The 23694-nt window shown below is 58.6% G+C and carries 19 protein-coding genes, 1 tRNA gene and 1 pseudogene; 9 read left to right on the top strand and 12 right to left on the bottom strand.

The window, feature by feature from the left end:
* Positions 1–5: 5 nt before the first annotated feature.
* The 3 genes from TX82_RS04330 to glyS all read right to left on the bottom strand — a co-directional run bounded on the left by TX82_RS04330 (position 6) and on the right by glyS (position 5971).
* On the bottom strand, positions 6–965 hold the full coding sequence (locus TX82_RS04330) for an NAD-dependent epimerase/dehydratase family protein (protein WP_005007449.1): 960 nt from the start codon (positions 963–965) through the stop codon (positions 6–8).
* Positions 966–1151: 186 nt separating this feature from the next.
* A complete protein-coding gene (gene ppdK / locus TX82_RS04325; protein ID WP_005007448.1) occupies positions 1152–3791 on the bottom strand; it encodes a pyruvate, phosphate dikinase in 2640 nt (879 codons plus the stop codon).
* 95 nt (positions 3792–3886) lie between these two features.
* Positions 3887–5971: a glycine--tRNA ligase subunit beta gene (glyS, locus tag TX82_RS04320; RefSeq protein WP_005007447.1), complete on the bottom strand. Its 2085-nt coding sequence runs from the start codon at positions 5969–5971 to the stop codon at positions 3887–3889.
* A gap of 326 nt (positions 5972–6297) precedes the next feature.
* Here glyS and mnmG point away from each other — a divergent pair, with 326 nt between their 5' ends.
* The 3 genes and pseudogenes from mnmG to TX82_RS04305 all read left to right on the top strand — a co-directional run bounded on the left by mnmG (position 6298) and on the right by TX82_RS04305 (position 10120).
* Positions 6298–8364, top strand: a complete 2067-nt coding sequence (gene mnmG / locus TX82_RS04315; protein WP_005007446.1) for a tRNA uridine-5-carboxymethylaminomethyl(34) synthesis enzyme MnmG — start codon at positions 6298–6300, stop codon at positions 8362–8364.
* Positions 8316–8447: pseudogene (locus TX82_RS17085) on the top strand (DUF4911 domain-containing protein); the annotation flags it as partial. The gene mnmG and the pseudogene TX82_RS17085, both read left to right, overlap by 49 nt.
* Before the next feature lie 263 nt (positions 8448–8710).
* Positions 8711–10120, top strand: coding sequence for a hypothetical protein (locus tag TX82_RS04305; protein WP_005007442.1), 1410 nt, complete (start codon positions 8711–8713; stop codon positions 10118–10120).
* A 17-nt stretch (positions 10121–10137) separates the two neighbouring features.
* On the opposite strand, the gene TX82_RS04300 is transcribed toward TX82_RS04305, so the two are convergent.
* Positions 10138–10656 (bottom strand): adenine phosphoribosyltransferase, encoded by a 519-nt coding sequence (locus tag TX82_RS04300; RefSeq protein WP_005007439.1) that lies wholly within the window; start codon positions 10654–10656, stop codon positions 10138–10140.
* A 79-nt stretch (positions 10657–10735) separates the two neighbouring features.
* Positions 10736–11476 (bottom strand): LysM peptidoglycan-binding domain-containing M23 family metallopeptidase, encoded by a 741-nt coding sequence (locus TX82_RS04295; protein ID WP_005007437.1) that lies wholly within the window; start codon positions 11474–11476, stop codon positions 10736–10738.
* Positions 11477–11757: 281 nt separating this feature from the next.
* Here TX82_RS04295 and TX82_RS04290 point away from each other — a divergent pair, with 281 nt between their 5' ends.
* The gene (locus tag TX82_RS04290; protein ID WP_222822964.1) at positions 11758–12801 is read left to right on the top strand and encodes an FG-GAP repeat domain-containing protein; all 1044 of its coding nucleotides are present in this window, start codon (positions 11758–11760) and stop codon (positions 12799–12801) included.
* 91 nt (positions 12802–12892) lie between these two features.
* Here the strand turns inward: TX82_RS04290 and TX82_RS04285 are convergent, their stop codons facing one another.
* A complete protein-coding gene (locus TX82_RS04285; RefSeq protein ID WP_222822963.1) occupies positions 12893–13084 on the bottom strand; it encodes a DNA gyrase inhibitor YacG in 192 nt (63 codons plus the stop codon).
* Between the two features lie 328 nt (positions 13085–13412).
* On the opposite strand from TX82_RS04285, the gene TX82_RS15045 reads away from it, so the two are divergent.
* Complete coding sequence (locus TX82_RS15045; protein ID WP_005007434.1) at positions 13413–15275, top strand: ExeA family protein; 1863 nt, start codon at positions 13413–13415, stop codon at positions 15273–15275.
* Positions 15276–15434: 159 nt separating this feature from the next.
* Here the strand turns inward: TX82_RS15045 and TX82_RS04275 are convergent, their stop codons facing one another.
* The gene (locus tag TX82_RS04275; protein WP_005007430.1) at positions 15435–15917 is read right to left on the bottom strand and encodes a DsrE family protein; all 483 of its coding nucleotides are present in this window, start codon (positions 15915–15917) and stop codon (positions 15435–15437) included.
* 104 nt (positions 15918–16021) lie between these two features.
* Positions 16022–16396, bottom strand: a complete 375-nt coding sequence (locus TX82_RS04270; RefSeq protein ID WP_005007429.1) for a hypothetical protein — start codon at positions 16394–16396, stop codon at positions 16022–16024.
* An 81-nt stretch (positions 16397–16477) separates the two neighbouring features.
* Between TX82_RS04270 and TX82_RS04265 the strand changes: the two genes are divergently transcribed.
* Positions 16478–16966 (top strand): hypothetical protein, encoded by a 489-nt coding sequence (locus tag TX82_RS04265; RefSeq protein ID WP_005007427.1) that lies wholly within the window; start codon positions 16478–16480, stop codon positions 16964–16966.
* Between the two features lie 104 nt (positions 16967–17070).
* Positions 17071–17658, top strand: a complete 588-nt coding sequence (locus TX82_RS04260) for a hypothetical protein (RefSeq protein WP_005007425.1) — start codon at positions 17071–17073, stop codon at positions 17656–17658.
* Between the two features lie 216 nt (positions 17659–17874).
* Here TX82_RS04260 and TX82_RS04255 read toward each other — a convergent pair whose 3' ends face one another.
* Positions 17875–19617, bottom strand: a complete 1743-nt coding sequence (locus TX82_RS04255; RefSeq protein ID WP_005007423.1) for a SulP family inorganic anion transporter — start codon at positions 19615–19617, stop codon at positions 17875–17877.
* Positions 19618–19920: 303 nt separating this feature from the next.
* Here TX82_RS04255 and glyQ point away from each other — a divergent pair, with 303 nt between their 5' ends.
* Entirely contained in the window at positions 19921–20817 is an 897-nt protein-coding gene (gene glyQ, locus TX82_RS04250; RefSeq protein WP_005007421.1) for a glycine--tRNA ligase subunit alpha, read from the top strand.
* A 44-nt stretch (positions 20818–20861) separates the two neighbouring features.
* Here glyQ and TX82_RS04245 read toward each other — a convergent pair.
* The 3 genes from TX82_RS04245 to TX82_RS04235 all read right to left on the bottom strand — a co-directional run bounded on the left by TX82_RS04245 (position 20862) and on the right by TX82_RS04235 (position 23087).
* Positions 20862–20948 (bottom strand) — tRNA-Leu (locus TX82_RS04245).
* Positions 20949–21132: 184 nt separating this feature from the next.
* A complete protein-coding gene (locus TX82_RS04240) occupies positions 21133–22158 on the bottom strand; it encodes a lysylphosphatidylglycerol synthase transmembrane domain-containing protein (protein WP_005007419.1) in 1026 nt (341 codons plus the stop codon).
* The gene (locus TX82_RS04235; protein ID WP_005007417.1) at positions 22155–23087 is read right to left on the bottom strand and encodes a bifunctional riboflavin kinase/FAD synthetase; all 933 of its coding nucleotides are present in this window, start codon (positions 23085–23087) and stop codon (positions 22155–22157) included. Before TX82_RS04235 ends, TX82_RS04240 begins: the two co-directional genes overlap by 4 nt.
* Before the next feature lie 216 nt (positions 23088–23303).
* On the opposite strand from TX82_RS04235, the gene TX82_RS04230 reads away from it, so the two are divergent.
* The gene (locus tag TX82_RS04230) at positions 23304–23579 is read left to right on the top strand and encodes a Sec-independent protein translocase subunit TatA/TatB (RefSeq protein WP_042250531.1); all 276 of its coding nucleotides are present in this window, start codon (positions 23304–23306) and stop codon (positions 23577–23579) included.
* Positions 23580–23694: the final 115 nt, after the last annotated feature.

Raw genomic sequence — 23694 nt, 5'->3', positions numbered from 1 at the left:
GCGGCTCACCAGTTCTCGATCTTGCGCTCGCCTCCGTAGGTCATCTGCAGTTCGTGAATCTTCTTGATGTACTCGAGCACTCCGTCGCGGCCGCGGAAGGTGACGCCCAGATCGCGCGCCGCCTGGTTGGACATGGGCACGCCGTTCTCACCCATGGTGCCCTCGACCTCGCCAAACGAGTCGATGGTTTCCGCGATCATCTTTGCCAGCTCCATGTTGTGGATGTGATCGTCCACGAGGTGGTACACCTTGCCTGCGCAGTCCTTGTTGCCCAGGCTGTTGACGATGCCCTGGATCACGGAATCGACGGACACGTACTTGGTGCTTCCCTTCACGTCCACGTTGTAATTGGTAGCGAGAAAATCGACGGTGTTGAACCACTCGGACTTCTGAATCTCCGGTCGCACGCCGTAAACGAGCACCGGGCGGAAGATGGTGACGTCGAAATAACGGCTCTTCTGGAAGAAAAAGCAGAACGATTCGATCGCTGACTTGATGGACCCGTAAAGCGTTCCGGGTTGTACGGGATGCGTTTCGTCCAGCGGGCGTTCTTCATTGACCGTGGGAAGGACCTGGCCAAACACGTTGCACGCACTTATAAAGATGAACTGCTTCACCTTGGCGCGGCGCGCCGCTTCCAGCAGGTCAAACGATCCGCTGACATTCACATTCACCAGTTGATCGGCGGTCTGCACCGGACCGGGGAAATGCGCAAGATGAATGACCACGTCGCGGCCTTCCACCAGTTTGTTCAGGGATTCCTTGTCCTCCAGCCCGCCGATGACGTAATCCACTTCTTCAAACGGCTTGAGGTGCTCCACCACACTGCCTTCGCGGATGAGGGCACGCACGTCGAAATTGGCCGGACCGAGTTTCGGGTCTTCCTCGGCGGACTTTTTGCCGTGGAGTTTGTTGATCAGGTGGGACCCGACCATGCCGGTGATACCGGTCATTGCGATTTTCATGAAAAAACCTCCGAGCCTTTCCTTAATCGGCGGGCTCCGCCGGGTTGCCATTTCTTTTGGGGGATCGCCCTTGAATGAATACAGCCAAAGCTGCGGGACGACACAACCTCTTCAGGATGGACCAATTATGGTGGCGCCCATTTTTGAAGTCAACCCGATTCTGGAAACCACCCAACCACGGAAAAATCAGGGTTTCGGGTCCTTGATGGCCGCCTGCGCCGCGGCCAGAAGCGCCGTCGGCACGCGGAACGGGGAGCAGCTGACGTAATCCAGCTTGAGACTGTTGAAGAACTCGATGGATTTCGGATCGCCGCCGTGTTCGCCGCAGATGCCGAGATGGATTTTCTTGTTCGCCGCCCGGCCTTTCTCCGCCCCAATGCGCACGAACTCGCCCACGCCGCTCACGTCCACGCTGACGAACGGGTCGCGGTCCAGCACGCCCATCTCGATGTATTCCGGCAGGAACATGCCGGAGTCGTCGCGGCTGAGGCCGAACGTGGTCTGCGTCAGGTCGTTGGTGCCAAAGGAGAAAAAGTCCGCTTCGGCGGCGATCTCATCTGCGGTGATGGCGGCCCGGGGCAGTTCGATCATCGTACCTACCTTGTAATCGAGCTTCACTTTCGCCTTTTTGATGATGTCCTGCGCCACTTCGTCCAACTGGGAACGGACCTGACGCAATTCCTCGACATGGCCGACCAGCGGGATCATGATCTCCGGGTACACCTTGGTTCCCTTTTTCACCAGCTTGCAGGCGGCTTCGATGATGGCGCTGACCTGCATCTTATAAATTTCCGGAAACATCAAACCCAGCCGGCAACCGCGCAGGCCCAGCATGGGATTGGCTTCCTTTAGGGAGTGGATTTTCTTGGTCAACGCCGAGGGGGAGACCTTCATCTGTTTGGCGAGGGCCTTGATTTCCTTCGGGTCGGCAGGCAGGAATTCGTGAAGCGGGGGATCGAGCAGGCGGATGGTCACCGGCAGCCCTTCCATCGCCTTGAAGATCTGCGTGAAATCGCTCCGCTGAATGGGCAGGAGTTTCTTCAGCGCCTCTTCCCGCGTCTTTTCCTTGTCGGCGACGATCATCTTGCGCACAAGGAGGATGCGGTCTTCGTCGAAAAACATGTGTTCGGTGCGGCACAGCCCGATACCCTGCGCGCCGAACTCCCGTGCCACCAGCGCGTCGTGCGGAGTGTCCGCGTTGGCGCGCACGCTCAGGTTTCGCACCTTGTCCACCCAGCTCATGAGTTGCTTGAAATACCCGGTGATGCGCGGTTGCACCAGTTTCACCGAGCCCAGCATGACGCGTCCGTCGGCCCCATCCAGGGTGACGGCGTCGAGTTCCTTGATCTCCGTACCGTTAAGCCACGCTTTCTTTTTGCGCGTATCGACGCTGAGTTCGCCGAGACCCGACACGCAGGGCTTGCCCATGGCGCGGGCCACCACCGCCGCGTGGGAAGTCATGCCGCCCTTCGCCGTGAGGATGCCCTGCGCCACACTCATTCCGTGAATGTCTTCCGGAGAGGTTTCGGTACGCACGAGGATGACACGCTCTTTCTTGCGCGCCAACTCCGCCGCCGCATCCGGCGAAAACACCACCTTGCCGGTGGCCGCGCCGGGAGACGCCCCCAATCCCTTGCCCAGCACCTTGACCTTGCTTTTCGGGTCGATCATGGGATGGAATATCTGGTCCACCTGTTCCGCGGGAACGCGCAGCAGCGCCTCCTGCTTGCTGATCAATCCTTCGTTCACCATGTCCACGGCGATGCGGATCGCCGCCGCCGCGGTGCGTTTGCCCGCGCGCGTCTGGAGCATGTAGAGCCGGTTGTCCTCGATGGTGAACTCGATGTCCTGCATGTCCTTGTAGTGGTTTTCCAGGGTCTGGTACACCTCAAGGAGCTCATCGTAACTGGCGGGCATGTCTTCTTTCAGCTTGGCGATGGGTTGCGGCGTGCGGATGCCCGCCACCACGTCCTCGCCCTGCGCGTTGATCATGTACTCGCCATAAAACTTTTTCTCGCCGGTGGCGGGATTGCGCGTGAACGCCACGCCGGTGGCGGAGGTCGGGCCCATGTTGCCGAACACCATCGACTGCACGTTCACCGCCGTACCCCAGTCTTCGGGAATGTGGTTCAGCCGCCGGTAATGGATGGCGCGCGGAATGTTCCACGAGTTGAACACGGCCTCAATGGCCATCCGCAACTGCTCGACCGGGTCCTCCGGAAACGCATGCCCCACCTTCTTCTTCACCAGTGCCTTGAAATCCTTGATGACGCCCTTGAGGTCGTCCACCAGCAGTTCGGTGTCGAACTCCACCTTGCGCTTCTCTTTTTTGCGCTCGAGGATGGTTTCGAAATGTTCGCCGTCGATGCCCAGCACCACGTTGCCGAACATGGCGATGAAGCGGCGGTAACAGTCGTGGGCGAACCAGTTGTTGCTGGTCTTCTTGGCCAGCGCCTTCATTGTGTCCTCGTTGAGGCCGAGGTTGAGGACGGTGTCCATCATGCCCGGCATGGACACGCGCGCACCGGAACGCACCGACAGCAAAAGCGGATCCTTCTTGCCGCCGAACGTCTTGCCCATGGCCTTCTCAAGGCTTTTGAGGTTTTTTATGATTTCGTCCCACAGGGACGGGGGCAGGGTCTTGTCTTTTTTGAAATAGTAGTTGCAGGCTTCGGTGGTGATGGTGAAGCCGGGCGGCACGTTGATGCCGAGGGAAGCCATTTCCGCCAGGTTGGCGCCTTTGCCTCCGAGCAACTCGCGCATTTCTGCTTTGCCTTCGGTCTGGTCGGCTCCGAAAAAATAAACGTACTTGGAATTGGGACTCATTTGTATGAACACCCCGGTCAGGGGGTGTAAGGAATTGACTCCTATAAGGTTAATCGGAAAAACGGGCCTCAGGTTAGCGAACCCGCTTTTTCATTTCAACTTTTTTTGACTACGATCTTCGAAAAATCCGCCAGTTGCGAAAACAGCGCGGAGATGGATTTCAGCAACGCCATGCGGTTTTGCCGCAGCTTCGGGTCCTCGACGTTCACCATGACGTGGTCGAAAAACCGGTCCACCGCCGGCTTGATTTCCACGATCTTCGCCAGCGCCGACGAATAATCGCGGATATTGAGGCAGCTTTCAACCACCGGGCGCAGTTCCACGAATTTTTCGTTGAGCGCGCGCTCGGGTTCTTCTTTCAGGTAATCCGGATTCACCTCATCCGGAACCTGGCCATCGATGATGCTCGCGACCCGCCGGAAAGCGATGGCCAATGCCTCGAAATACGGCTGTTTTTTCAGGTCGGAAAGGGCGATCGCCTTCTCTTTGATGTCCTTGAACGAATCGACCCGCGTGCTCAGTACGGCATCGATGACGTCGTATTCGAACCCCTCCTGCGTGAGCAACGTTTTCAACCGTTGCGAGAACAACTCGAGGCAATGATAGCGGATTTTGTCCGGCTCGAGTTTGGCTTTGTCACCCAGAATGGAAATACCCTGGTCGATCAGCCACTCGAGGCTGGTCTGCAAATCGTAATGAATCAGGATCTGGATGATGCCCAGCGCGTTGCGGCGAAGCGCGTACGGGTCCTCGGAACCGGAGGGGATGAGCCCGACGCCGATGCAGCCGACGATGGTGTCCAGCTTGTCGGCGATGGCCACCAGCGCGCCGGTCAGGGTGGAGGGCACGCTGTCGCCGGCGAACGCGGGCTTGTAATGTTCCTTCACCGCCGTCGCCACGTCTGCAACCTCGCCGGAATGGAGCGCGTAGTACCCGCCCATCACGCCCTGCAACTCCGGGAATTCGTACACCATCTGCGTCACCAGATCCGCCTTGCACAACATCGCCGCGCGCTGGGTGGCCTTGCCATCAACGGGGAGAATCTGTCCCGGCTGGATCTCACCGGTGAGCGCGGTGACGAGGGCCTGGATGCGTTCGGTGCGTTCGTACACGGTGCCGAGGTCCTTCTGAAACACCACGCCCTTGAGTTCCTCGACGAACTCTTCCAGTTTGCGCTTGCGGTCCTCGTCGTAAAAGAACCGTGCGTCGTCGAGCCGCGCGCGCAGAACCCGCTGGTTGCCCTGCCGGATCAACGTGCCGTCCTGTGTCTTCATGTTGCTGACGGCGAGGAAGTACGGCAGAAGATCGCCGCCTTTCCACACGGGAAAGTATTTCTGGTGGTGCTTCATGGTGATGACAAGCAGTTCCTTCGGCAACTCGAGATAACGCGCGTCGAACTCGCCGCGCAGAGTCACCGGGTACTCGACGAGGTGCGTCACCGTGTCGAGCAGTTCGGTGTCTTCCTGTATCGTGCCGCCGACTTCCGAGGCCAGTTGGTTGAGCTGTTCGCGGATGCGTTGCAGGCGCGCCGTGGGATCGACCACCAGGCAATGCGCCTCCGCCTGCTTGCGGTAATCATCGAAACTTTTGACGGGGAAGGCGTCGGGACGCAGGAAGCGGTGACCGTACGACGTGTTGCCTGCGGCGATGCCGCCGAACTCGAATTGGAGCGGCTGACCGTCGAACAACGCGGCGATCCAGTGCACCGGGCGGGCGAACGCCAGTTTGCCGTCGGCCCAGCGCATTTTTTTGGGAAACGGAATCGAGCCGAACAGCTCCGGCAGGTAGGCGTTCAGGATGTCCGGCGTCGGCTGGCCCTTCTTCTCGACCCGGGCGCAGAGCACGTCGCCTTTCGGCGTGGACTCGGTGGTCACTTCCGAAAGCTCCACCCCCTTGCCCTTGGCGAAGCCGATGGCCGCCTTGGTCGGGTTGCCATCCTTGTCGTAAGCGATGTTGACGCTGGGGCCAAGGTGCGTCTCGACCACGTCCTCCTGCCTGTCGGCGACGTCCGGCACGCACACGGCGAGGCGGCGCGGCGTGCCCATCCACACCGGTTTTCCGGCGTGCAGGCGGTGCTTCTCCAGGTAATCGGAAAGCTGTCCCGACAGGTGCTTGAGCGCGGGCTCGATGTAGCCGGCGGGGATTTCCTCCGTTCCGATTTCGAAAAACAACTCGGGCATGACCTTAACTTTCAAGGAAGTGGATCGGGTGAGCGTCGCCGCACATTAAACCGCCAATCCCTTACAAAGTCAACGGCAGGCAACGCCTGCAAGTAGATGGCTAATACTCGGTGGGCGAACGATGGTCAGCGGGCGCCCCGCTGGGAGCCGGAGCCAACCGGCTAATACCCAGTGGGCGAACGATGGTATGTGGGCGCATTCCCTAAAACCAAAAGGGGACCCACAGAGGGACACCGAAGAACACAGATGGGGTAAAAACTTTCATATTATTGTATGATATATGGTTTCACAGTACCTTTGATGCTTGGAAAAAAAAGAAGGTTTTCATGAAACGGTATGACGTCATAGTGATCGGTGCGGGGCATGCGGGGTGCGAAGCGGCATTGGCCGCGGCGCGGATGGGGTGTTCCACCCTGCTCCTCACGCTCAACCTGGACAACATCGCCCTCATGCCGTGCAACCCCGCCGTCGGCGGCGTCGGCAAGGGCCACATGGTGCGCGAGATCGACGCACTCGGTGGCGAGATGGCGAAGGTGATCGACGCCACCGGCATCCAGTTCCGCATGCTCAACGCGTCGAAAGGCCCCGCCGTGCAGGGCAACCGCGCGCAGGCGGACAAGCACGCCTACAAAGCCGAGATGCGCCGCGTGCTGGAAGCGCAACCGAACCTCGACATCGTGATGGAAGAAGCCGAGGAACTGCTGGTGCACAACCACGTCATCCAGGGACTCCGCACCGCCGGGGGCAACGAGTATTATGCAACCGCCGTGATCATCACCACCGGCACGTTTCTGAAAGGCCGCATCCACATCGGCCTCGAGAATCACGCCGCCGGGCGCATGGGCGAGCAACCGTCGAACAAGCTCTCCGACTCCTTTTTCGCCTGCGGCTTCGAGGTGGGACGGCTGAAAACCGGCACGCCGCCGCGCATCAAGGCGGGCACCATCGACTTCTCCGTCTGCGAGGTGCAGGACGGCGACCCCGACCCGCAACCGTTTTCGTTTTCCACGGAATCCGTCGATCACCGGCCGCAGGTGCCGTGCCACATCACCTATACGAACGACCGCACGGCGGAAGTCATCCGCGCCAACATGGACCAGTCGCCGCTCTACAGCGGCGTCATCGAGGGCATCGGCCCGCGCTACTGTCCGTCGATCGAAGACAAACTCGTCAAATTTCCCGACAAACTGTCGCACCACATCTTTCTGGAGCCGGAGGGACTGGACACCGACTGGGTGTACCCGAACGGCATCTCCACCTGCCTGCCGCAGGAGATTCAGCAGGAGTTCGTGCGCACCATCCCGGGGCTGGAGCGGGCGGAACTGGTGCGGCCGGGCTACGCGGTGGAATATGATTTCATCCCGCCGACGCAACTCAAACCCACGCTCGAGACCAAGCGCGTGTCCGGCCTGTTTCACGCCGGGCAGTTGAACGGCACCTCGGGTTATGAGGAAGCGGCGGCGCAGGGCCTGATGGCGGGCATCAACGCCGCGCTGAAAGTCCAAGGCAAACCGCCGTTCGTGCTGACGCGCATGGACGCCTACATCGGCGTGCTGATCGACGACCTCGTCACCAAAGGCACGCTGGAGCCGTACCGCATGTTCACCTCGCGCGCCGAGTATCGGCTCCTGCTCCGCCAGGACAACGCCGATCAACGCCTGATGGCGAAGGGGCATGCACTGGGACTGGTCTCCGGCGACACCCATGCCGGGTGCGTCGAGCGCCACCGCCGGGTGGCGGCAGAGATCGACCGCCTGCGCACAACCACCGTGGTGCCGGACAAGCTGACCAAACCGAAGCTCGCCCGATTGGGCATTGGCAATCTCAAGGGGCCGACGCCGTTGAGCGGACTCCTCACCCGGCCGGAGGTGACGCACGCGCAGTTGATGGAGGTGTTCGGCGACGGCGCGGACGCGGTGCCGGAGGCGGTGGCCAAGCAGGTGGAGATCGAGGTCAAGTACGAGGCGTTCATCCAGCGGCAGAACCACCTCGTCGAAAAACAGAAGAAGCTCGAAAACTACGTCATCCCGAACGACCTCGCGTACGAAGACATCGCCGGGTTGTCGCGCGAGGAAGTGCAGAAGCTGGAGAGCATCCGTCCGGCGACGCTCGGCCAGGCGTCGCGCATCTCAGGCGTCACGCCCTCGGCGGTGAGCCTGCTGATGCTCATGCTGGAGCGGCGCTCGCGCGGCCTTACCGGCTCCGCCGAAACCACCAACGCCCCGCCGCGTAACGATTCCCCCACATGCAACCGCCGCATACCGATTCGGTTCAATGGATCCTGGAAGTCGAGCCGAAGGACATCGCCTACATCGTCGGCACCTTCGAAGCCTATGACGGCCTCGCCGTGGTGCGCACGCTCGATCCCAAGCGCGGCCACATCGAGCTCATGATCACACCGGATTTCGAAAGTGATGTCGCAAGCGTGGTGGAAGCCCTTTCCAGAGAAATCCCCGTACAGATCCTGTCGCGCTGACCGGGTTGCACCCGGAAGCGAATGGCTACTGCCCAGTGAGCGAACGAGGGTCCGTGGGCGCGGACTGCGTCCGGGGCAAATGGCTAATCCCCGATAGTCCCGGCGATGGTCCGTGGGCGCGGACTGCGTCCGGGGCAAATGGCTAATCCCCGATAGTCCCGGCGATGGTCCGTGGGCGCGGACTGCGTCCGGAGTAGGAAAACATTCTCCCTTTTCATCCACTCCGGATTTGAAGATAATGCCCTCAACAACGGGGGGCTTTTTTGGAGAAACCGACCCGCAAAATCATTCCGCCTTTGATGGGCATGACGGCGCTGGGCCTCGGCCTGTATTTCCTGGCGCGTCTTTACCTCGACGACTTTCCCCGCAACATCAATGTCTACTGGGATTACTTCTGGCTGAACTGGCAGGTCATGCTGGTCGCATCCTGCTGGATATCCGCATACGGCCTGCTCCGTCCCCGGCTCTGGGGCTGGTTCTTCGCGCAATTGACGCTGGTGGTTTTCTATTTCGGCTACGTGTACCTGAAGATGGTGTTCCTGGGCGTGCGTGGGATGGGATGGTTCTATCTTTTTCATTTTGCCATCTTCGCCGCCGCCATCGCGTTTCTTCAGCATCCCTCCATTTACTCCCGCTTCATCGATGAGACGGTGAAGCTCAAACGACCGCGGCGCCATTTGAAGAACGTCGGACTGACTATCCTGTTCGTGGGACTGGTGCCCATGGTCACGGGATTCGTGGTGGCACTGAACTTTCCGAAAATGAAAACTTCCCCGGTGGCAGGAATGCGCACGCCTTTGAACGCCACACCCTTCCTCCTGCCGATGGGATATCGCATCCTTCTCCCCGAAGGCACGCGGATGGTCGATGTATTTCACGTCCGCATGGATTCTGAAACTTTCCGCACGCAAAGGCGGAACATTTTGAAGCAGGGGCTCATTCATTACGACTTCATCCTGCGCGCGATGGCGTTGCAGACCCCGGACGGGACGCGGGTTTTTCTGCAAGACAGGACTTTTGTCCAGAGCCTGCTGGGCTCCCTGTCCGCGGCATCGTACTTCCATCATCTCAACTACAAAGCGACCGAACTGGAGCTCGTTCGCAAATGGCATGAGGAACGCATGGGCCTGCTGTTCGTTATGGAACGCGGGCTTGAGCTGGACTTCCAGTTCCACCTTCGCTCGAATAAAAAAGCCCGGCATATTCCGGGCGACCAGCTGGACCTGCTCACCGAATCGTACGTGGTTGAGAAAGAGGAGAAAAGAAGACGGGTCCAGTTGTTTCACGTGTACCGGCAGGGCCTGACAGCGGGAGGAGGCATGTTCACCGGACCGGTTAGGAACTCATTCAACGACCTCCTGGGGTCGATCTCCATCACCGGGACCAGGCACCCCACGGCGGAAGAATATTTCCGCAAGGGGGCGGATGCATTGCTGGCAAACCGGGTGGCCGAGGCGGGGCTCGCCCTGGGATCGGCCCTGTTCCTGTTTGATGCCGATCCGCGCTACCACACCCTGTTCGCGCACTACCAGCTTTCTTGGCCCGGGGGCGTCACGCAGGAGACATTCGACCGTGCCGTGCTGCACCTGCAGCAGGCGCTGAATCTGGACCCGGATTTCGAGCCCGCCTGGCAGTTGGCGGAGAGCCTGGGTTTGCGCGTGCGAGCGGACTGAAATCCGGTCTTTTCGGTTCAGTAACTGACGAGGGAATAGACGGGCAGGTTTTTCATTTTGTCGCGGCCGCCCAGAAACGACAGCTCCATCAGGAACGTCACTTCCACCAGCTCGCACTTGAAATTGTCCATCAACAACTCCAGCACCGCCTCCATGGTGCCGCCGGTGGCGAGCACGTCGTCGATCACCAGCACCTTGTTGCCCGGGTCGATGGCATCCTGGTGCACCTCGAGGGTGTCGGTACCGTATTCCAGGTCGTAGGTTTTGCTGAACGTCTTGTATGGAAGCTCGCGGGGTTTGCGAATCATCACGCATCCCGCACCGATGGCGTAGGCCACGGCGGCGGCGAACACGAAGCCGCGCGCCTCCACGCCGACCACAGTGTCGATCCCGTGGTTGGCATACCGCTCCTTCCACATTTCGATAACGCGGTTGAAGGTGTCGGAGTGGTTGAGAAGGGGCGAGATGTCCTTGAAGACGATCCCTTCCTTGGGAAAGTCCGGGATGTCGCGGATGTATTCCTTGATTTCCTTCATGCCGTGGTGTCTCCTCTCGTTCAACAGGCGATGTGGTTTTGGGCGGGTGTCACTCGAATGCCGCAGGATTGTAGCCCATTCAGGGAAGATATAACAGGGGGTCTTTCGGGTGCGTGTCGTTACGCACTTCAAAATGCAAATGCGGCCCGGATGCGCGGCCGGTGGCGCCGACCTTGGCGATGATTTGCCCCTTCGTCACCTTCTGTCCCTTCTTCACCAGGTTCTCGGAGTTGTGCGCGTACACCGTGGTGAGATGGTTCGGGTGCTTGATGATCACCATGCGTCCGTATCCCGTCGGTCCCCAACCGGAAAACTTGACCAGCCCGTCGGCAGCGGCGAACACCGGCGTGCCGGTACTCGCACCGATGTCGAGGCCTTCATGGGTGCTGCGTCCACGCGGACCGAACCGCGAGGTGATGACACCGTTCACCGGCCAGATGAGGTACTTGGAAAATGCCTTGCGCGCCACGCGCTTGTCGGTGGGTTTGCGTTTGCGTGAGGCCGTGCGCTGTTTTCGCTGGGATTTTTTTTTGGCGTATCCCACCGTCGGCGGGACGTGCTTCACACGATCCACTCCTGGAATCCAAAGGTGCCTGCCAGCGCGCAACTGGGTGGGGTTCTCCAGCCCGTTGACACGCATGAGCACCCGCACCTTCACCCCGTAGGCCTGCGAGATGGAATACAGCGTCTGCCCCTTGGACACGGTGTGGTACACGCCCTGCGGCGCCGGATAGCGCCAGGCATCCAGCACACTGCAACTGGTCAGAAACAACACGGCGGCCAGAAGGGCCGCCCATTTCAATAAACGGATTGGGGCCATCACGCAGGCTGACTTTATAAGTGATTGAAAACACTAAAATTATACCATCAGCCTTTAAGGAGTCAAGGCGCTTTCCCCGCTTTACAAGCCGTTCGATATTCTGTATATATGAGAAACAGGCATTGACCTGATTCCTCAAACCCTCTGTCCGGCCGGGTTCCCGGTTTTTCCGTATCGTGTCTCACCGTTTTTTCCTGTTTTTCGCTGTATTCGCCCTGATGTGGCTCCCCTTGTCCGCCTGCGATTCCGGTCCGCGCGCCAAGGACCCGGATCCATTCCACATGCCCACCATGTACGACGTGGGTAAAAAGCCGGCGATGATCATCGCCCACGACATGAACAGCGACGATTTTCCCGACATCCTGGTGGCCAATTCGCAGGACAACAACATCATGTTTTTTGAAGGACGCGGCGACGGTACCTTCAAGGACCCGTTCACCATGGACACCGGGCGCGAACCGATGGCGCTGGCGGCGGAGGATTTCAACGGCGACGGCATCGCCGACATCGCGGTGTGCAACTACGGCGACGGCAACATACAGGTTTTCCTCGGCCAGAAGGACGGCGTGTTCAAAAACGCGGGCACGGTGAAAGCGGGAAAACTTCCGATCAACATCGCCACCGGCGATTTCAACAACGACCGCAAGATCGATCTGGTGGTCTCGCTCCGTTTTGACAAACTGATCATCTTTCTCGGCAACGGGGACGGCACGTTCAAACTGGCAGAAGCCTACAAGGCGCACAGCCTGCCGGTGCGCGTGGTGGTGAGCGATTACGACAACGACGGCAACCAGGACCTCGCCGTCGCGTTCAACGGGGTGAAGGCCGATTACATCCGCATCTTCTTCGGCAACGGCAACGGCACCTTCCTGCCGCCGAAAACCATACGCGGAGGTCACCAGGCCACGTACATCGAGCAGGCGGACATGAACCGCGACGGCAACATGGACCTCATCGTGTCCAGTCCCACCACCGACAGCCTGACCTTGTTTTTAGGCGACGGCAAAGGCGGGTTCCGTCCGACCGAAGAGTTCGCGGCGGAGAAGGGCCCGCGCCACATCATCCCCGGCGAATTTTCCGGCGACGGCGTGCCGGATCTTCTGATCCTCAACGAACGTGACAACTCGGTGAGCCTTCTGCAGGGACGCGGCGACGGCACCTTCATCTATCCCCACTTCAACTATCCAGTCGGTCGCCATCCGTGGGCCATTGCCGGAAGCGACTTCAATAAGGACGGCATGAAAGACGTCGCCATCATCCTTTACGACAACTCCATACTGGAAATCCTGATGCGCAAAATCCCCGCGCGCAACATTCAGTCCTGACCGGGCACAGCCCGGTTAGACATAGCCCGGTCGGAGAAGCTCCGTTTGGGCAAGGACCGTTCCACACGTCCCGACCCCTCCTCAACCCGCTTCAATAATTGTTTTCGGACTCCGGTTCTTCCGGCGAAGGCGGGGTTTGTGTGTCCGGTATGGCGTAGGCACCGTCCAGCCACTTACCCAGGTCGGCCAGCCGGCAACGCTCGGAACAGAACGGAAAAAACGCATTGCCCTCCTTCTCCGTTCTCTTTTTGCAGATGGGGCATTTCAGGAATGAAGCACTCACGGCACATCGGTCCATGACAAGGTTCAGGGTGGTGTGGTTCCACTCCCAAGTGTGCCGCAAGTTTCCATTGCCGCGCAACCCCGGAGCTTGCCGGATTCAGCCCTCCCCCCTGAACCCAATCCCCCAAAAACAGAAAATCTTTAAAAATCAATCAGTTAAAATTCTTTTTCGGTTTACACAAACCCTAAACCTTTGTATAGTAATGCATTATAATTTTCTTCGCGCCGATTTGACCATAATTAATTGATTTATTTTAACTTAACTGGTTGACGGCGGCGGCATCCCGACCTTGACCGCCCGCCGGCCAGGTCCTTTCAAAAGCGCAGACATGGGCCAACCGCACGAGCTGGATTCATACCAACTGCTGGACGCACTGTCTTCAGGCAAAATGAATTCCGAAACACAGGGCGCGCCGGATTCCGGTTACGCCGAAGGCGAGTCTCAAACCGCGCCCGCGGCTCCACGCCCCCGCCGGCGTCAAATGTACCCGGAGTTTTTCGGTTTCACCGAGAAGCCGTTCGACCTGACCCCCAACCCGGATTACCTCTACCTGCCGCACCGCCACAAGGACATGCTGGCGGCGCTCTTGATGGGTCTTGAAGAAGGCAAGGGGTTTTTGAAAATCACCGGCGAACCCGGCACGGGCAAAACCACGCTGTGCAAAAGTTTTCTTAAAAACCTGAAAGGCCCCTATCGCTTCGCCTGCATCCACATTCCGGCGGAGGACGGCATCGAGCTTCTGCAATCGCTCAACCAGCAGTTTGGCCTGCCCGCCGATTCCACCAGCAAAAAGGAGCTGGTTCGTGAATTGTCGCAGTTTTTACTGGCCGAGTACCGGGCCGGACGGCGGACGGCGATTTTGATCGACGAGGCGCAGAACCTTTCGGCCCCGGTATGGGAGGAGATCCGGCTGCTGTCGAACCTGGAAACAGAAACGGACAAACTGATCCAGTTCATTTTGCTTGGCCAACCCGCACTCGACCGCTTTTTATCGAAAGCCGAATGGAAGTCAGTACGCCAACGCATCGCCCTGCAACGCGTGTGGACCCCGTTCAACCGTGAAGAGACGCGGGGCTACATCCGCTATCGCCTGCAACGCGCGGGCGGCAAGGGCAAGGTGCTGATCGACGACCGCGCTTTTGACAACGTGTACCGTTTTTCCAAGGGCGTGCCACGTATGATCAACGCGCTGATGGACCGCGCCCTGACCCTCGCCCACAACGAGGGCACGAAAAAGATTTCCGGGAAATTCATAAGGCAGGCGGCGGACGACCTTGGCGGACTGGACCGCGAACCGTCGTTCCTGCTCAAATGCGTGAAGGCGGTCCTGGGGTTGATCCTGCTCGCCCTCGTTGCCGGAACCGGATTGTTTTACGCCGTGCGTGACCAGGTGGACTGGCGCCCGGCGTGGGGCGTCGACCTCGACCCCGTGATCCAGCACAACCTGATGAATCCCCGGCGGGCGGGCAAACTGGAATCGATACAACCGCCCTCCGCTTCCCTGCACGCTCCCGCCGGGCCGCCGCTGGTGACACCTTCCGGCGCGTACCGGGTGGTGCATGCGGGTCAGCTTCACGGTTATTTTTCCACCATGACGGGCGAGGAAAGCGAGGCCTACGCGCAACGATGGATGCTGAAAACCTGGGGCATCACGCTGGAAACCATTGCCGAATTAAGACAGACGGGCTGGCAGAACCTGCAATCGGGGAACAACCTGCAGACGCTTTCTTTAAACGCAAACCTGGAACGGCTGACCGCGCTGAACTACCCGGCGCTCATCACAATCGACTTGGGCGAAACCACCGGACGGCACCACCTGACCTACCTGGGACGCATCGGCAACATCGGCCTGTTCGGTGCGAAGGGACTGTTGCAGATTCCGCTGGCACTCATCGATCCCGTCTGGGACCGCAAGGCGGAGATCGTTTGGAAAAATTTTGAGAACCTTCCGGAGTCGCTCGGCCGCAACGACGAAGGCGAGGCGGTGCTGTGGTTGCAGGCGCAACTCAAAACACTGGGCTTTTTCGACAAGCCCAACGCGCCGCAGTTCGGTCCGCTGACGGAAAAAGCCGTCGAGCGTTTTCAACAGGCCCACCGGCTGGAGGTAACCGGACGCCTCGACCGAGAAACACAGGCCCTGCTTTTCAGCAAGCTCACCGACTATCCGACTCCCGGCCTGGCAGGAAAGTAATCATAGACGGACCCACTCGCGGCATCCAGCACGCAGCCTTTTTTTGTTTTGGCTTTTCAGAAAAATAAAAAGGGAAGGATCATGGGCAACCCTTTTCAATCCTCCCCCGTTACAGGAGAGGATTGAAAAGGGAATTCGGATGGATTTTAGATATAAAGGTCAGGGTTTGATGTAGAGATACCCCTGCTCCTGCAGGTCGGCGATGCGTTTCACCGCCACCGGGTGCTCGGTGGGAATGAATCCGGCCACAAGCCTGTCCAAAGGCCGGCCGAACAGCTTCATCGACACCTGGCACATCTCCGGCTCCACGCCCATGTCCATCACCGATTTCAGTTTCGACTTCAATTCGGGATCGACGTCGTCGCGGTCGAACAGCATCAACGCCGGGCCGTGCACGACGACCTTGATGTCGATCTTGTCCATCCCGCCTTCCGCCTCGATGTGTTTCTTGACGAGTGCCATGGCGTACTTGGCGACCGCCACGTCGTTGCCGTCGATGTGGTACAGCACCTTCAGCTTGCCGTCGGGGGTGCGGTGTTTGCCCATTTCGGCCGAAGCGGAAGACGCGAACCCCAACAACAAAAGTCCCGCCAAAAACAAGGTGCTTAAGAAATACCGTGTCGATGTGTTGATTCCGTACATGTCGAAATCTCCGGATGAGTGTGGGATGATACGCCCGATTGGGCGTGTGTTCCCCCTTCTGTTGCTTTCTTCGATTGTATCACCCTGCGAGGAGGCAAAAGCAATCAGGATTTGGGGATGGAAGGCAGGTCATTGAAAGAAATGGTGGTTCCGGGGCGAGCATGTTCCAGGAGCAGGTCAATGACCTGGCGGATGGCCGCGACGTGGTACTTGCGTTCGGGCATGCCGTCGAAATGCGGGTCGTCCACTTCGATGGTGATGGCACCGGGCTGGGTGTAATTCAGGTAAAACGCGCCCAGCGGCCGGAACTGTTCCAGCGGCTGGTCGTTGCCGCCGGAATTGACGATGACCATGTGGACGTCGGTGCCGGGAGTGGTGAACACCTCGAACAGCCCCCCCCGGGTCACGTTGTGGTGGTGGCAGTAATTCAGGATGCGGTGAATGTCCGCGATCGACGTTTCTTTATATACTTCATGCATGGAGTGGCCTTTGCGATATACTGGGATTATGCGGGGCGCGGTTCCGCATTTCAATTTTAAAAGCCTTATCCGGGAAACCCCATGGCCCTGTTCGGATCGGAGGCCATCCTCGAGTGGTCGCTTGAAGGGCGCAACCGCAAAAACGCGGCAACGCTCATCAAGAACATCTGCCGCGTGGCGGCACAGGGAAACGGCTCGGTGCCGCTCGATCCGTTTCTGCAAATCCTCGAATTCAGCTCCAGGGACATTAAAAAATTCACCTCCCAGCGCGGCCGGATCGACATCCAGTGCCCCAAGGGGCCGCAAGGCAAGCTGGAAGGCACCTTTCTCAATCGCGGTCAGCCCATGCAGAATACCATCCCTCGTATGGAGATGATGGATGCGACGATGAAAATCCAACGCGTCGTGAAGGGCCGATTCTTCGCAAAGGACGACCTGCTTCGCCTGACCGAAATTCAGGGCATGGCAATTCAAAAAGCGCTTCTCCAGCAGAAAAACGGCGAATCCATGGGCATGTCGTTCCAGGTGGAGAGGCTGTTGCTGAAACCCACTTCCCTCGCCATCTTCTAAACACTCTCCCTTTTCCTCAATCTCATCACCCGGCTGAATTCGCGCACCCTGAAGTATGATACCTTGAAAGTATCTCATCAACCAGTGAACGCGCGAGACCGATCATGGAAGATACCATTCAGAACATACTCAACAAGATCAAGGAACTTGAGGGTCAACTCCAGCAGGAAATCGAAACCCGGCAGGAAAAATTTTATTACCATATAAAACGCAAGCGCGTGTATTTCGAAAAGCAGGTTCGGGAACAGCACAAGCTGTTGATGAAGACTATCTACCGCTACCTGCACGACGCGCGCATCATGCCGGTCGTCACTGCGCCGGTTATTTATTCTCTTATTATCCCCGCCGTGCTGATGGACATGATGGTGTCCGCATACCAGGCCATCTGTTTTCCGGTGTACGGTGTGCCCAAAGTGAAGCGGTCAGATTACATCGTGATCGACCGTCACTACCTGCGCTACCTGAACGGCATCGAGAAATTCAACTGCATGTACTGCGGTTACTTCAACGGGCTCGTGGCCTATGTGCGGGAAATCGCGGCGCGCACGGAACAGCACTGGTGCCCCATCAAGCACGCGCGCAAAGTCAAGGACCTGCACAACCGCTACAAATATTTTCTGGACTACGGCGATGGCAACAGTTACCGCGAGCACATCGAGAAGGTGCGGCGGGACTACAGCGATCTGGAATGAGTGCATGAAAGAGACCGCCTGCCTGGCGATCCCTTGAGGGGAGTTCGACAATTCTTCCTGAGGACGCTTGGTGCGGGAAAAGGAAGAATTGCCGAACCGCTAAAAATTAATGACCCCCGGTCCCCTCTTCCAGGCTCCCCAAGGAGCCTGTGGCTGACATGACGCGATGCAGGAGGAGAGGGCCGGGTAACGGCCCCTCACGGAGCCGCCCTGGGATCACCGGGCATGATCCGACGCGGGGGTCAATCTCTGTCCGAGGGAATGCAGACAATCGTACGTACTGGGAAACACGTTTTCCGACGAGATCACGTTGGGCACCATTTTCATTTTTTTCATCATCTCCAGCGGCTGGTTTTTCGCACCCGCCATCAACACTTCGATATTCTGGTCATTCAACTCACGCACCATGTCTTCCATGGCGAACAAACCGGTCTGGTCGATGTAGGGCACGCGGTCCATATCCAGAATCACACAGCGCGTGTTTTTGAGGCCGCGGATCTTCTGCGTCAATGTCCGCGCGAAGCCGAAAAAGATGGGACCTGTCACCGTTTTCACGTACACCTGTTCGGATACCTCCGCCAGCGAATGAAAATGGCCACTGTCTCCGTTTCCGTTGAAATTCAGTTTCAGGTCATTGAGGGGTGCGAGCGACGTTTGCTTGCGGCCCAGGTCGCTCATGGTTTTCATGAACACAACGCAGGAGATGCCCATGCCCACCGCCACCGCTTCGATCAGGTCCACAAATACGGTGAGCAGGAACACCGTCACGAGCACAAAGGAGGCCGAGCGCGGCATGGCGGCCAAATGCTTGAGTCCCTTGTAATCGATGATGTCCAGGCCCACCGTCATCAGGATGCCGGCGAGAACCGGGATCGGGATGTACTGGGCGTAGGCCCCGAGCCCCAGAAGCACCATCATTAGAAATCCAGCCGAGATCATGCCGGACAGGTTGGTGCGGCCGCCGGTGTTGATGTTGACCAGGGTGGACATGGTGGTGCCCGCCCCGACAATGCCGCCCAGCGCGCCGGACAACATGTTGCCGCAACCCTGGCCGATCAACTCGCGATTGCTGTCGTGCTGGGTGCGCGTTTTGGTGTCGGCGATGACAGAGGTGAGCAGGGAATCGATTGCGCCCAGACCGGCCAGCGTCAACGCGGGAATGAGAATCATCGACAGATGTGATGCATTGATGCCGGTCAGTGCATCCAGCTGGAGCGAGGGCAGACCCTGTGGGATTTCACCGATGATCGGCACCGACAACCCCATCAGCGCCGTGGCCAGGGTCCCGACAATCAAAGCGACCAACGTGCTGGGAACCGCCTTGCTCACCCGCGGAAACAAATAAATGATGGCCATGGTCATGGTGGCCAGGACCACCGCGGACAAATTCGCATCGGGAACGGCCGAAGGGAACTGGCTGAGCACCGTGAGCACGTTCTTGGGTGACTCCAGCCCCATGAACGGGAACAACTCAACTATGATGAGGATGACCCCGATGCCGGTCATGAAGCCGGAAATCACGGGGTATGGCATGTATTGAATGAAACTGCCGATCCGAAAGACACCAAGCAGGATCTGGATCAACCCCGCCAGCATGAAAATGGCGATGATCAATCCCAACCCGGCTGCCAGGCTTCCGGTCTGGTCGATCACCCGGCCGATGATGAGCGCGCTGACGACGGTCATCGGTCCGGTCGGCGTGCTGATCAGGGTCTGTGTGCCCCCAAACGCGGCGGAGAGCAGACCCAGCGCGATGGCGCAGTACAATCCCGCCGTTGCCCCGAGACCCGATTGCACGCCAAATGCCAGCGCGAGGGGAAGGGTCACCACGCCCGCCGTGATGCCGCCGAAAATGTCGCCGCGCAGATTCTGCGTTTTACTCTGAAAAAACTTTTTCAATTGTTCCTGAAATGACCTGGCTTCCTGCTTGAAATCCGTCTCAGTTCCATTTGCCTTCATAGCCGTCTCACCCACCTTTGGAGGTTTCCTGCCTCACCCGGTTTCCCTTCCGACGGAAACCTCGATGTGTTCCATAGCCGTCACCTTATATAAGAAGGCGAATTTTAAAAATCCTCAAAACTGCAAAATACAGGGGGAAATGCTTCGAAAGGCGAATTGAATAAATTCGAGTGGGGCTTCGTCGGTTTTTGAATGAGAGTCAGCTTTTGCGAGATTCCGAATCGGTGGCAGACCCGGATTCAGAGGGACTGCGGGGATTTAAATATTTGACTTGATTAAACGTTCTCTGCTAAATACCGGACCATGCATTTTCAAAACGTCATCATGAAGTTAAACGAATACTGGACCTCGCGCGGCTGCGTGCTGCACCAGCCCTACGATACCGAGGCCGGCGCGGGCACATTCAATCCCGCCACCTTCTTCCGCGTGCTGGGACCGGAACCGTTCCGCGCGGCATACGTGGAGCCGTCGCGCCGTCCCACCGACGGACGCTACGGCGAAAACCCCAACCGTCTGCAACACTATTATCAGTACCAGGTGATTTTAAAACCCTCACCGGAAGACGTTCAGGAACAGTATCTCGGAAGCCTGCGCGCGCTGGGGATCGACCCCCTGCAACATGACATCCGCTTCGTCGAGGACGACTGGGAATCGCCGACCCTGGGCGCGTGGGGACTGGGCTGGGAGGTGTGGCTGGACGGCATGGAGATCACGCAGTTCACCTACTTCCAGCAGGTGGGGAGCCTCGACCTCTCACCGGTAACGGTGGAACTGACCTACGGGCTGGAGCGCATCACCATGTACCTGCAGAACATCGACAACGTGTACGACCTGCAATGGAACGACGAGTTCACCTACGGTGACATCCACCTGGAGACGGAAAAGCAGTTCTCGCGTTACAACTTCGAGGCGTCCAGCAAGGAACGCCTGTTCCAGTGGTTCGACATGTACGAGGCGGAAGCGCGCGCCCTGCTGGAGCAGGACCTGGTTTTGCCCGCCTACGACTACACCCTGAAGTGTTCGCACACCTTCAATCTGCTCGACGCGCGCGGCGCCATCAGCGTCACCGAACGCACGGGATTCATTGGCCGCGTGAGGAAACTCGCCCGCCTCTGCGCCGAAGGTTACGTCCGTCAGCGCGAGGAAATGGGATTTCCCCTTTTGCGCGGGGCGCAGGCCCCCATCCCCTCAAAGGCATAAAAAAACCGGACCGGAGAGGATCCGGCCCGGTGGGCAGAGCAAGATGGTGCCGAAGAGAGGATTTGAACCTCCACGGGGTCGCCCCCACATGATCCTGAATCATGCGTGTCTACCAATTCCACCACTTCGGCATGTTCATTTTGAGCAGGTAAAATAGCATAACGCCCTGGGAAATGGAATGCTAATTTCACTGCCGGAAGCGGTCGCCAGGGAGTCTGCGACCGGCGCAGGCCCCCTGCTTCAGACGCTGTCCGCGCCCACAGGCCATCGCCGGAACCATTCAACAGGTGGCAGTTCCTTCTCCGCGTGGCGGGGCTAGACTTCTTCTTCGATGTCGACGAGGTTCTTGACGGAGATGTGGTCGTGCAGAATGAAGTAGATGCCGCCCACCATCACGACAATGAAATTGAGCCCCCAGGCGACGAAACCGAAGCTCACCGCCGCCACTTCCGGCTCGTTCATGATTTCGTGGAGTGCAATCAGGACCCCGGCGTTCAGCGACCCCAGAAACGCGGGTGTCGGCAGGATGGTGATGAAGATGCAGATCATCACTGTGAGCAGGATGGTGGACGCGAGCGTTTTTTCATTCAAATCGTAGGCGAAGTAAAGAGGGTAATACTGCAGGATGACCAGTGCCCACACTGCCGCCGTCGCCACGAACACCCACATCAGGGAGCGCAGGCTCTTGACCACGTGCAACCCCTGGCTGAACGTTTCCGCCATTTGCACGATCTTGTACTGGAATGTTTCCGGAAACGGTTTCATGAACCAGTGCACCAGTTTCATGGCGCGCTCTTCGTGGTAGATCAACAGGTAAATAAACACCACCAGCCCCACTACCAGCACCACGCTCGCCAGCCCGAACTGGAATGCGATCGTTTGAATCGGTATTCCCGACCAGGCAATTTTGGATTCCAGCATGTCGGCATGAAACACCAGCAACCACGCAAACAGCATGAGAAGCAGAACCATGTCGAACAGGCGTTCGACGACAATGGTGGCCAGCGCGCTGGCGAACGACATGTTCAACTTCTTGCCCAGCAAAAAAGCCCGGATCAATTCGCCCGCACGTGCCGGCAGGACCCCCGCCATGAACCCCACCATCAGCGGCGAACCCAGTTCGATGGTCCGCACTTCCTTCACCGGCGCGAGCAGAACGCGCCAGCGCACCGCCCGCGCGACATAGGTGAGGATCATCATCAACGCGGAGATGGCCAGGTAGCCGTAATGAACGTTGGCGAAGGAGTCGAGCAACTCCTCCATCGAGACGTTGCGCACGGTGTAGTACACCGCCGCAACGGCCACCAGCATGCCGATGATCAGTTGACCGGATCGTTTCAAAACGTGTGCCTGGCAAGAATGGATTTGACGGTTTCGATATCTTTTTCGATCTGCGCCACAAGTTCGTCGGCGTTGGCGAATTCCTTTTCGCCGCGGATACGTGCGATGAATTGGACTTCGAGGTCGATGCCGTAGATCTCCTGGTGAAAGTCGAAGATGTGCACTTCGACACTCAGCCGGTCGCGGTGGAACGTCGGATTGAAACCGATGTTGGCCGCGCCGTTGTATTCTTTCTGATTGTGGATGATGCGCACCGCGTACACGCCGGTGCCGGGAATCTGCACCTTGCTGGTGTCGAGGTTCGCCGTGGGAAAACCGATGCGCTGGCCGGTTTTGTAGCCGTGCACCACCGGACCATGGATGGAATAGTAACGGCCGAGGAACTGCCGCGCTTCCTCCACCTGCCCGTCCTCGATCAATTCCCGTACGTGCGAACTGCTCACTCGCTGGCCGTTGATGCGGATCTCCTCGATCACGTGCACGGCAAATCCGAACTCCTCCCCCATCTTTTGCAGATACGACAACGTGCCTTCGCGCCCGCGGCCAAAAGCATAGTCGTAGCCAACCACGATTTCCTTCGACCCGAGCAGGTCCACCAGGATGTCCTTGGCGAAGTCGCGGGGACGCTGGTCGGCGAACTGCTGTGTGAAATCGGCGCACACCACTTCGTCGATGCCGCACTGTTCGATCAGCTCCATCTTCTGGCGGAAGGTTGTGAGGAGCGGCGGCGCTTTTTCCGGCGCGAGGATTTTTAAGGGGTGCGGCTCGAAGGTGAACACCATCGCCGCTCCTTGCTTCTCCCTGGCGATTTCCGCAACCCTGCGGAAAATGAGCTGATGGCCCAGGTGCACCCCGTCAAAGTTGCCCAGCGCCACCACCGGGTGCGGCAACGGGCCTTTGAAGTGCTTGGTCCCTCGAGTGATTTTCATGAAAGGCGTTTCGGGTGATTCGGATTGCGCATCGGCTGGATTCGGAGCCACCGGTTCCCAGTTTGGGAAGGAATGGGTACAGGTTAGCCAAGTCCCGGGGGTGTGTCAAATTCCGGGCCCGGCGGCCACGGGCAAGCCCGGTTGTCTTCTCTTGCCGCCCCCCACGGAGTCTGATAAGATCGAATCATACCAGAATCCTTTTTTTTGGAAACCCTTATGTTCGATATCGGTTTTTTTGAGATCATGATTCTCATGGGCATTGGCATGTTCATCATTGGACCGGCCAACCTGCCCCGTCTCGCCAAGGCCATCGGTAAAGGCTGGGGCGAATTTCAGCGCACCTTCAACGAACTCAAGCAGGAAGTGCTGGACGAAACCGAAACCGTCAAGCAAACGGCCAACATGCAGGAGTTGGAACAGGAAGTCTCCGCCGCCACCAAGGTCGACGTCGACGTCAACCTGGATACCGACATCCGGCCCAACGACAACTGATCCCCCGCGTGGGACGCGGAGCACATCGGCTTGTGCTCTCAGGCCATTGTCCGCTCATTAAGCAGTAGCCCGTTCCCCGGACGCAGTCCACGCCGGTCGCGCTTTGGCGGTTCTT

This window comes from Nitrospina gracilis 3/211, assembly GCF_000341545.2.
GTDB classification, from domain to species: domain Bacteria; phylum Nitrospinota; class Nitrospinia; order Nitrospinales; family Nitrospinaceae; genus Nitrospina; species Nitrospina gracilis.
The sequence above is the reverse complement of the archived record's forward strand: the minus strand, read 5'-3'. Positions and strand labels throughout refer to the sequence as shown.

Excerpts from the sequence above, each read along its gene's own strand:
- TX82_RS04235 (WP_005007417.1), bottom strand. The coding sequence starts at position 23,087 with ATGAAAATCACTCGAGGGACCAAGCACTTCAAAGGCCCGTTGCCGCAC.
- TX82_RS04260 (WP_005007425.1), top strand. The coding sequence starts at position 17,071 with ATGGAAGATACCATTCAGAACATACTCAACAAGATCAAGGAACTTGAG.
- mnmG (WP_005007446.1), top strand. The coding sequence starts at position 6,298 with ATGAAACGGTATGACGTCATAGTGATCGGTGCGGGGCATGCGGGGTGC.
- TX82_RS04290 (WP_222822964.1), top strand. The coding sequence starts at position 11,758 with ATGCCCACCATGTACGACGTGGGTAAAAAGCCGGCGATGATCATCGCC.
- TX82_RS04255 (WP_005007423.1), bottom strand. The coding sequence starts at position 19,617 with ATGAAGGCAAATGGAACTGAGACGGATTTCAAGCAGGAAGCCAGGTCA.
- TX82_RS04275 (WP_005007430.1), bottom strand. The coding sequence starts at position 15,917 with ATGTACGGAATCAACACATCGACACGGTATTTCTTAAGCACCTTGTTT.
- TX82_RS04265 (WP_005007427.1), top strand. The coding sequence starts at position 16,478 with ATGGCCCTGTTCGGATCGGAGGCCATCCTCGAGTGGTCGCTTGAAGGG.
- glyS (WP_005007447.1), bottom strand. The coding sequence starts at position 5,971 with ATGCCCGAGTTGTTTTTCGAAATCGGAACGGAGGAAATCCCCGCCGGC.
- TX82_RS04295 (WP_005007437.1), bottom strand. The coding sequence starts at position 11,476 with ATGGCCCCAATCCGTTTATTGAAATGGGCGGCCCTTCTGGCCGCCGTG.
- TX82_RS04270 (WP_005007429.1), bottom strand. The coding sequence starts at position 16,396 with ATGCATGAAGTATATAAAGAAACGTCGATCGCGGACATTCACCGCATC.
- TX82_RS04230 (WP_042250531.1), top strand. The coding sequence starts at position 23,304 with ATGTTCGATATCGGTTTTTTTGAGATCATGATTCTCATGGGCATTGGC.
- glyQ (WP_005007421.1), top strand. The coding sequence starts at position 19,921 with ATGCATTTTCAAAACGTCATCATGAAGTTAAACGAATACTGGACCTCG.
- ppdK (WP_005007448.1), bottom strand. The coding sequence starts at position 3,791 with ATGAGTCCCAATTCCAAGTACGTTTATTTTTTCGGAGCCGACCAGACC.
- TX82_RS04330 (WP_005007449.1), bottom strand. The coding sequence starts at position 965 with ATGAAAATCGCAATGACCGGTATCACCGGCATGGTCGGGTCCCACCTG.
- TX82_RS15045 (WP_005007434.1), top strand. The coding sequence starts at position 13,413 with ATGGGCCAACCGCACGAGCTGGATTCATACCAACTGCTGGACGCACTG.
- TX82_RS04300 (WP_005007439.1), bottom strand. The coding sequence starts at position 10,656 with ATGAAGGAAATCAAGGAATACATCCGCGACATCCCGGACTTTCCCAAG.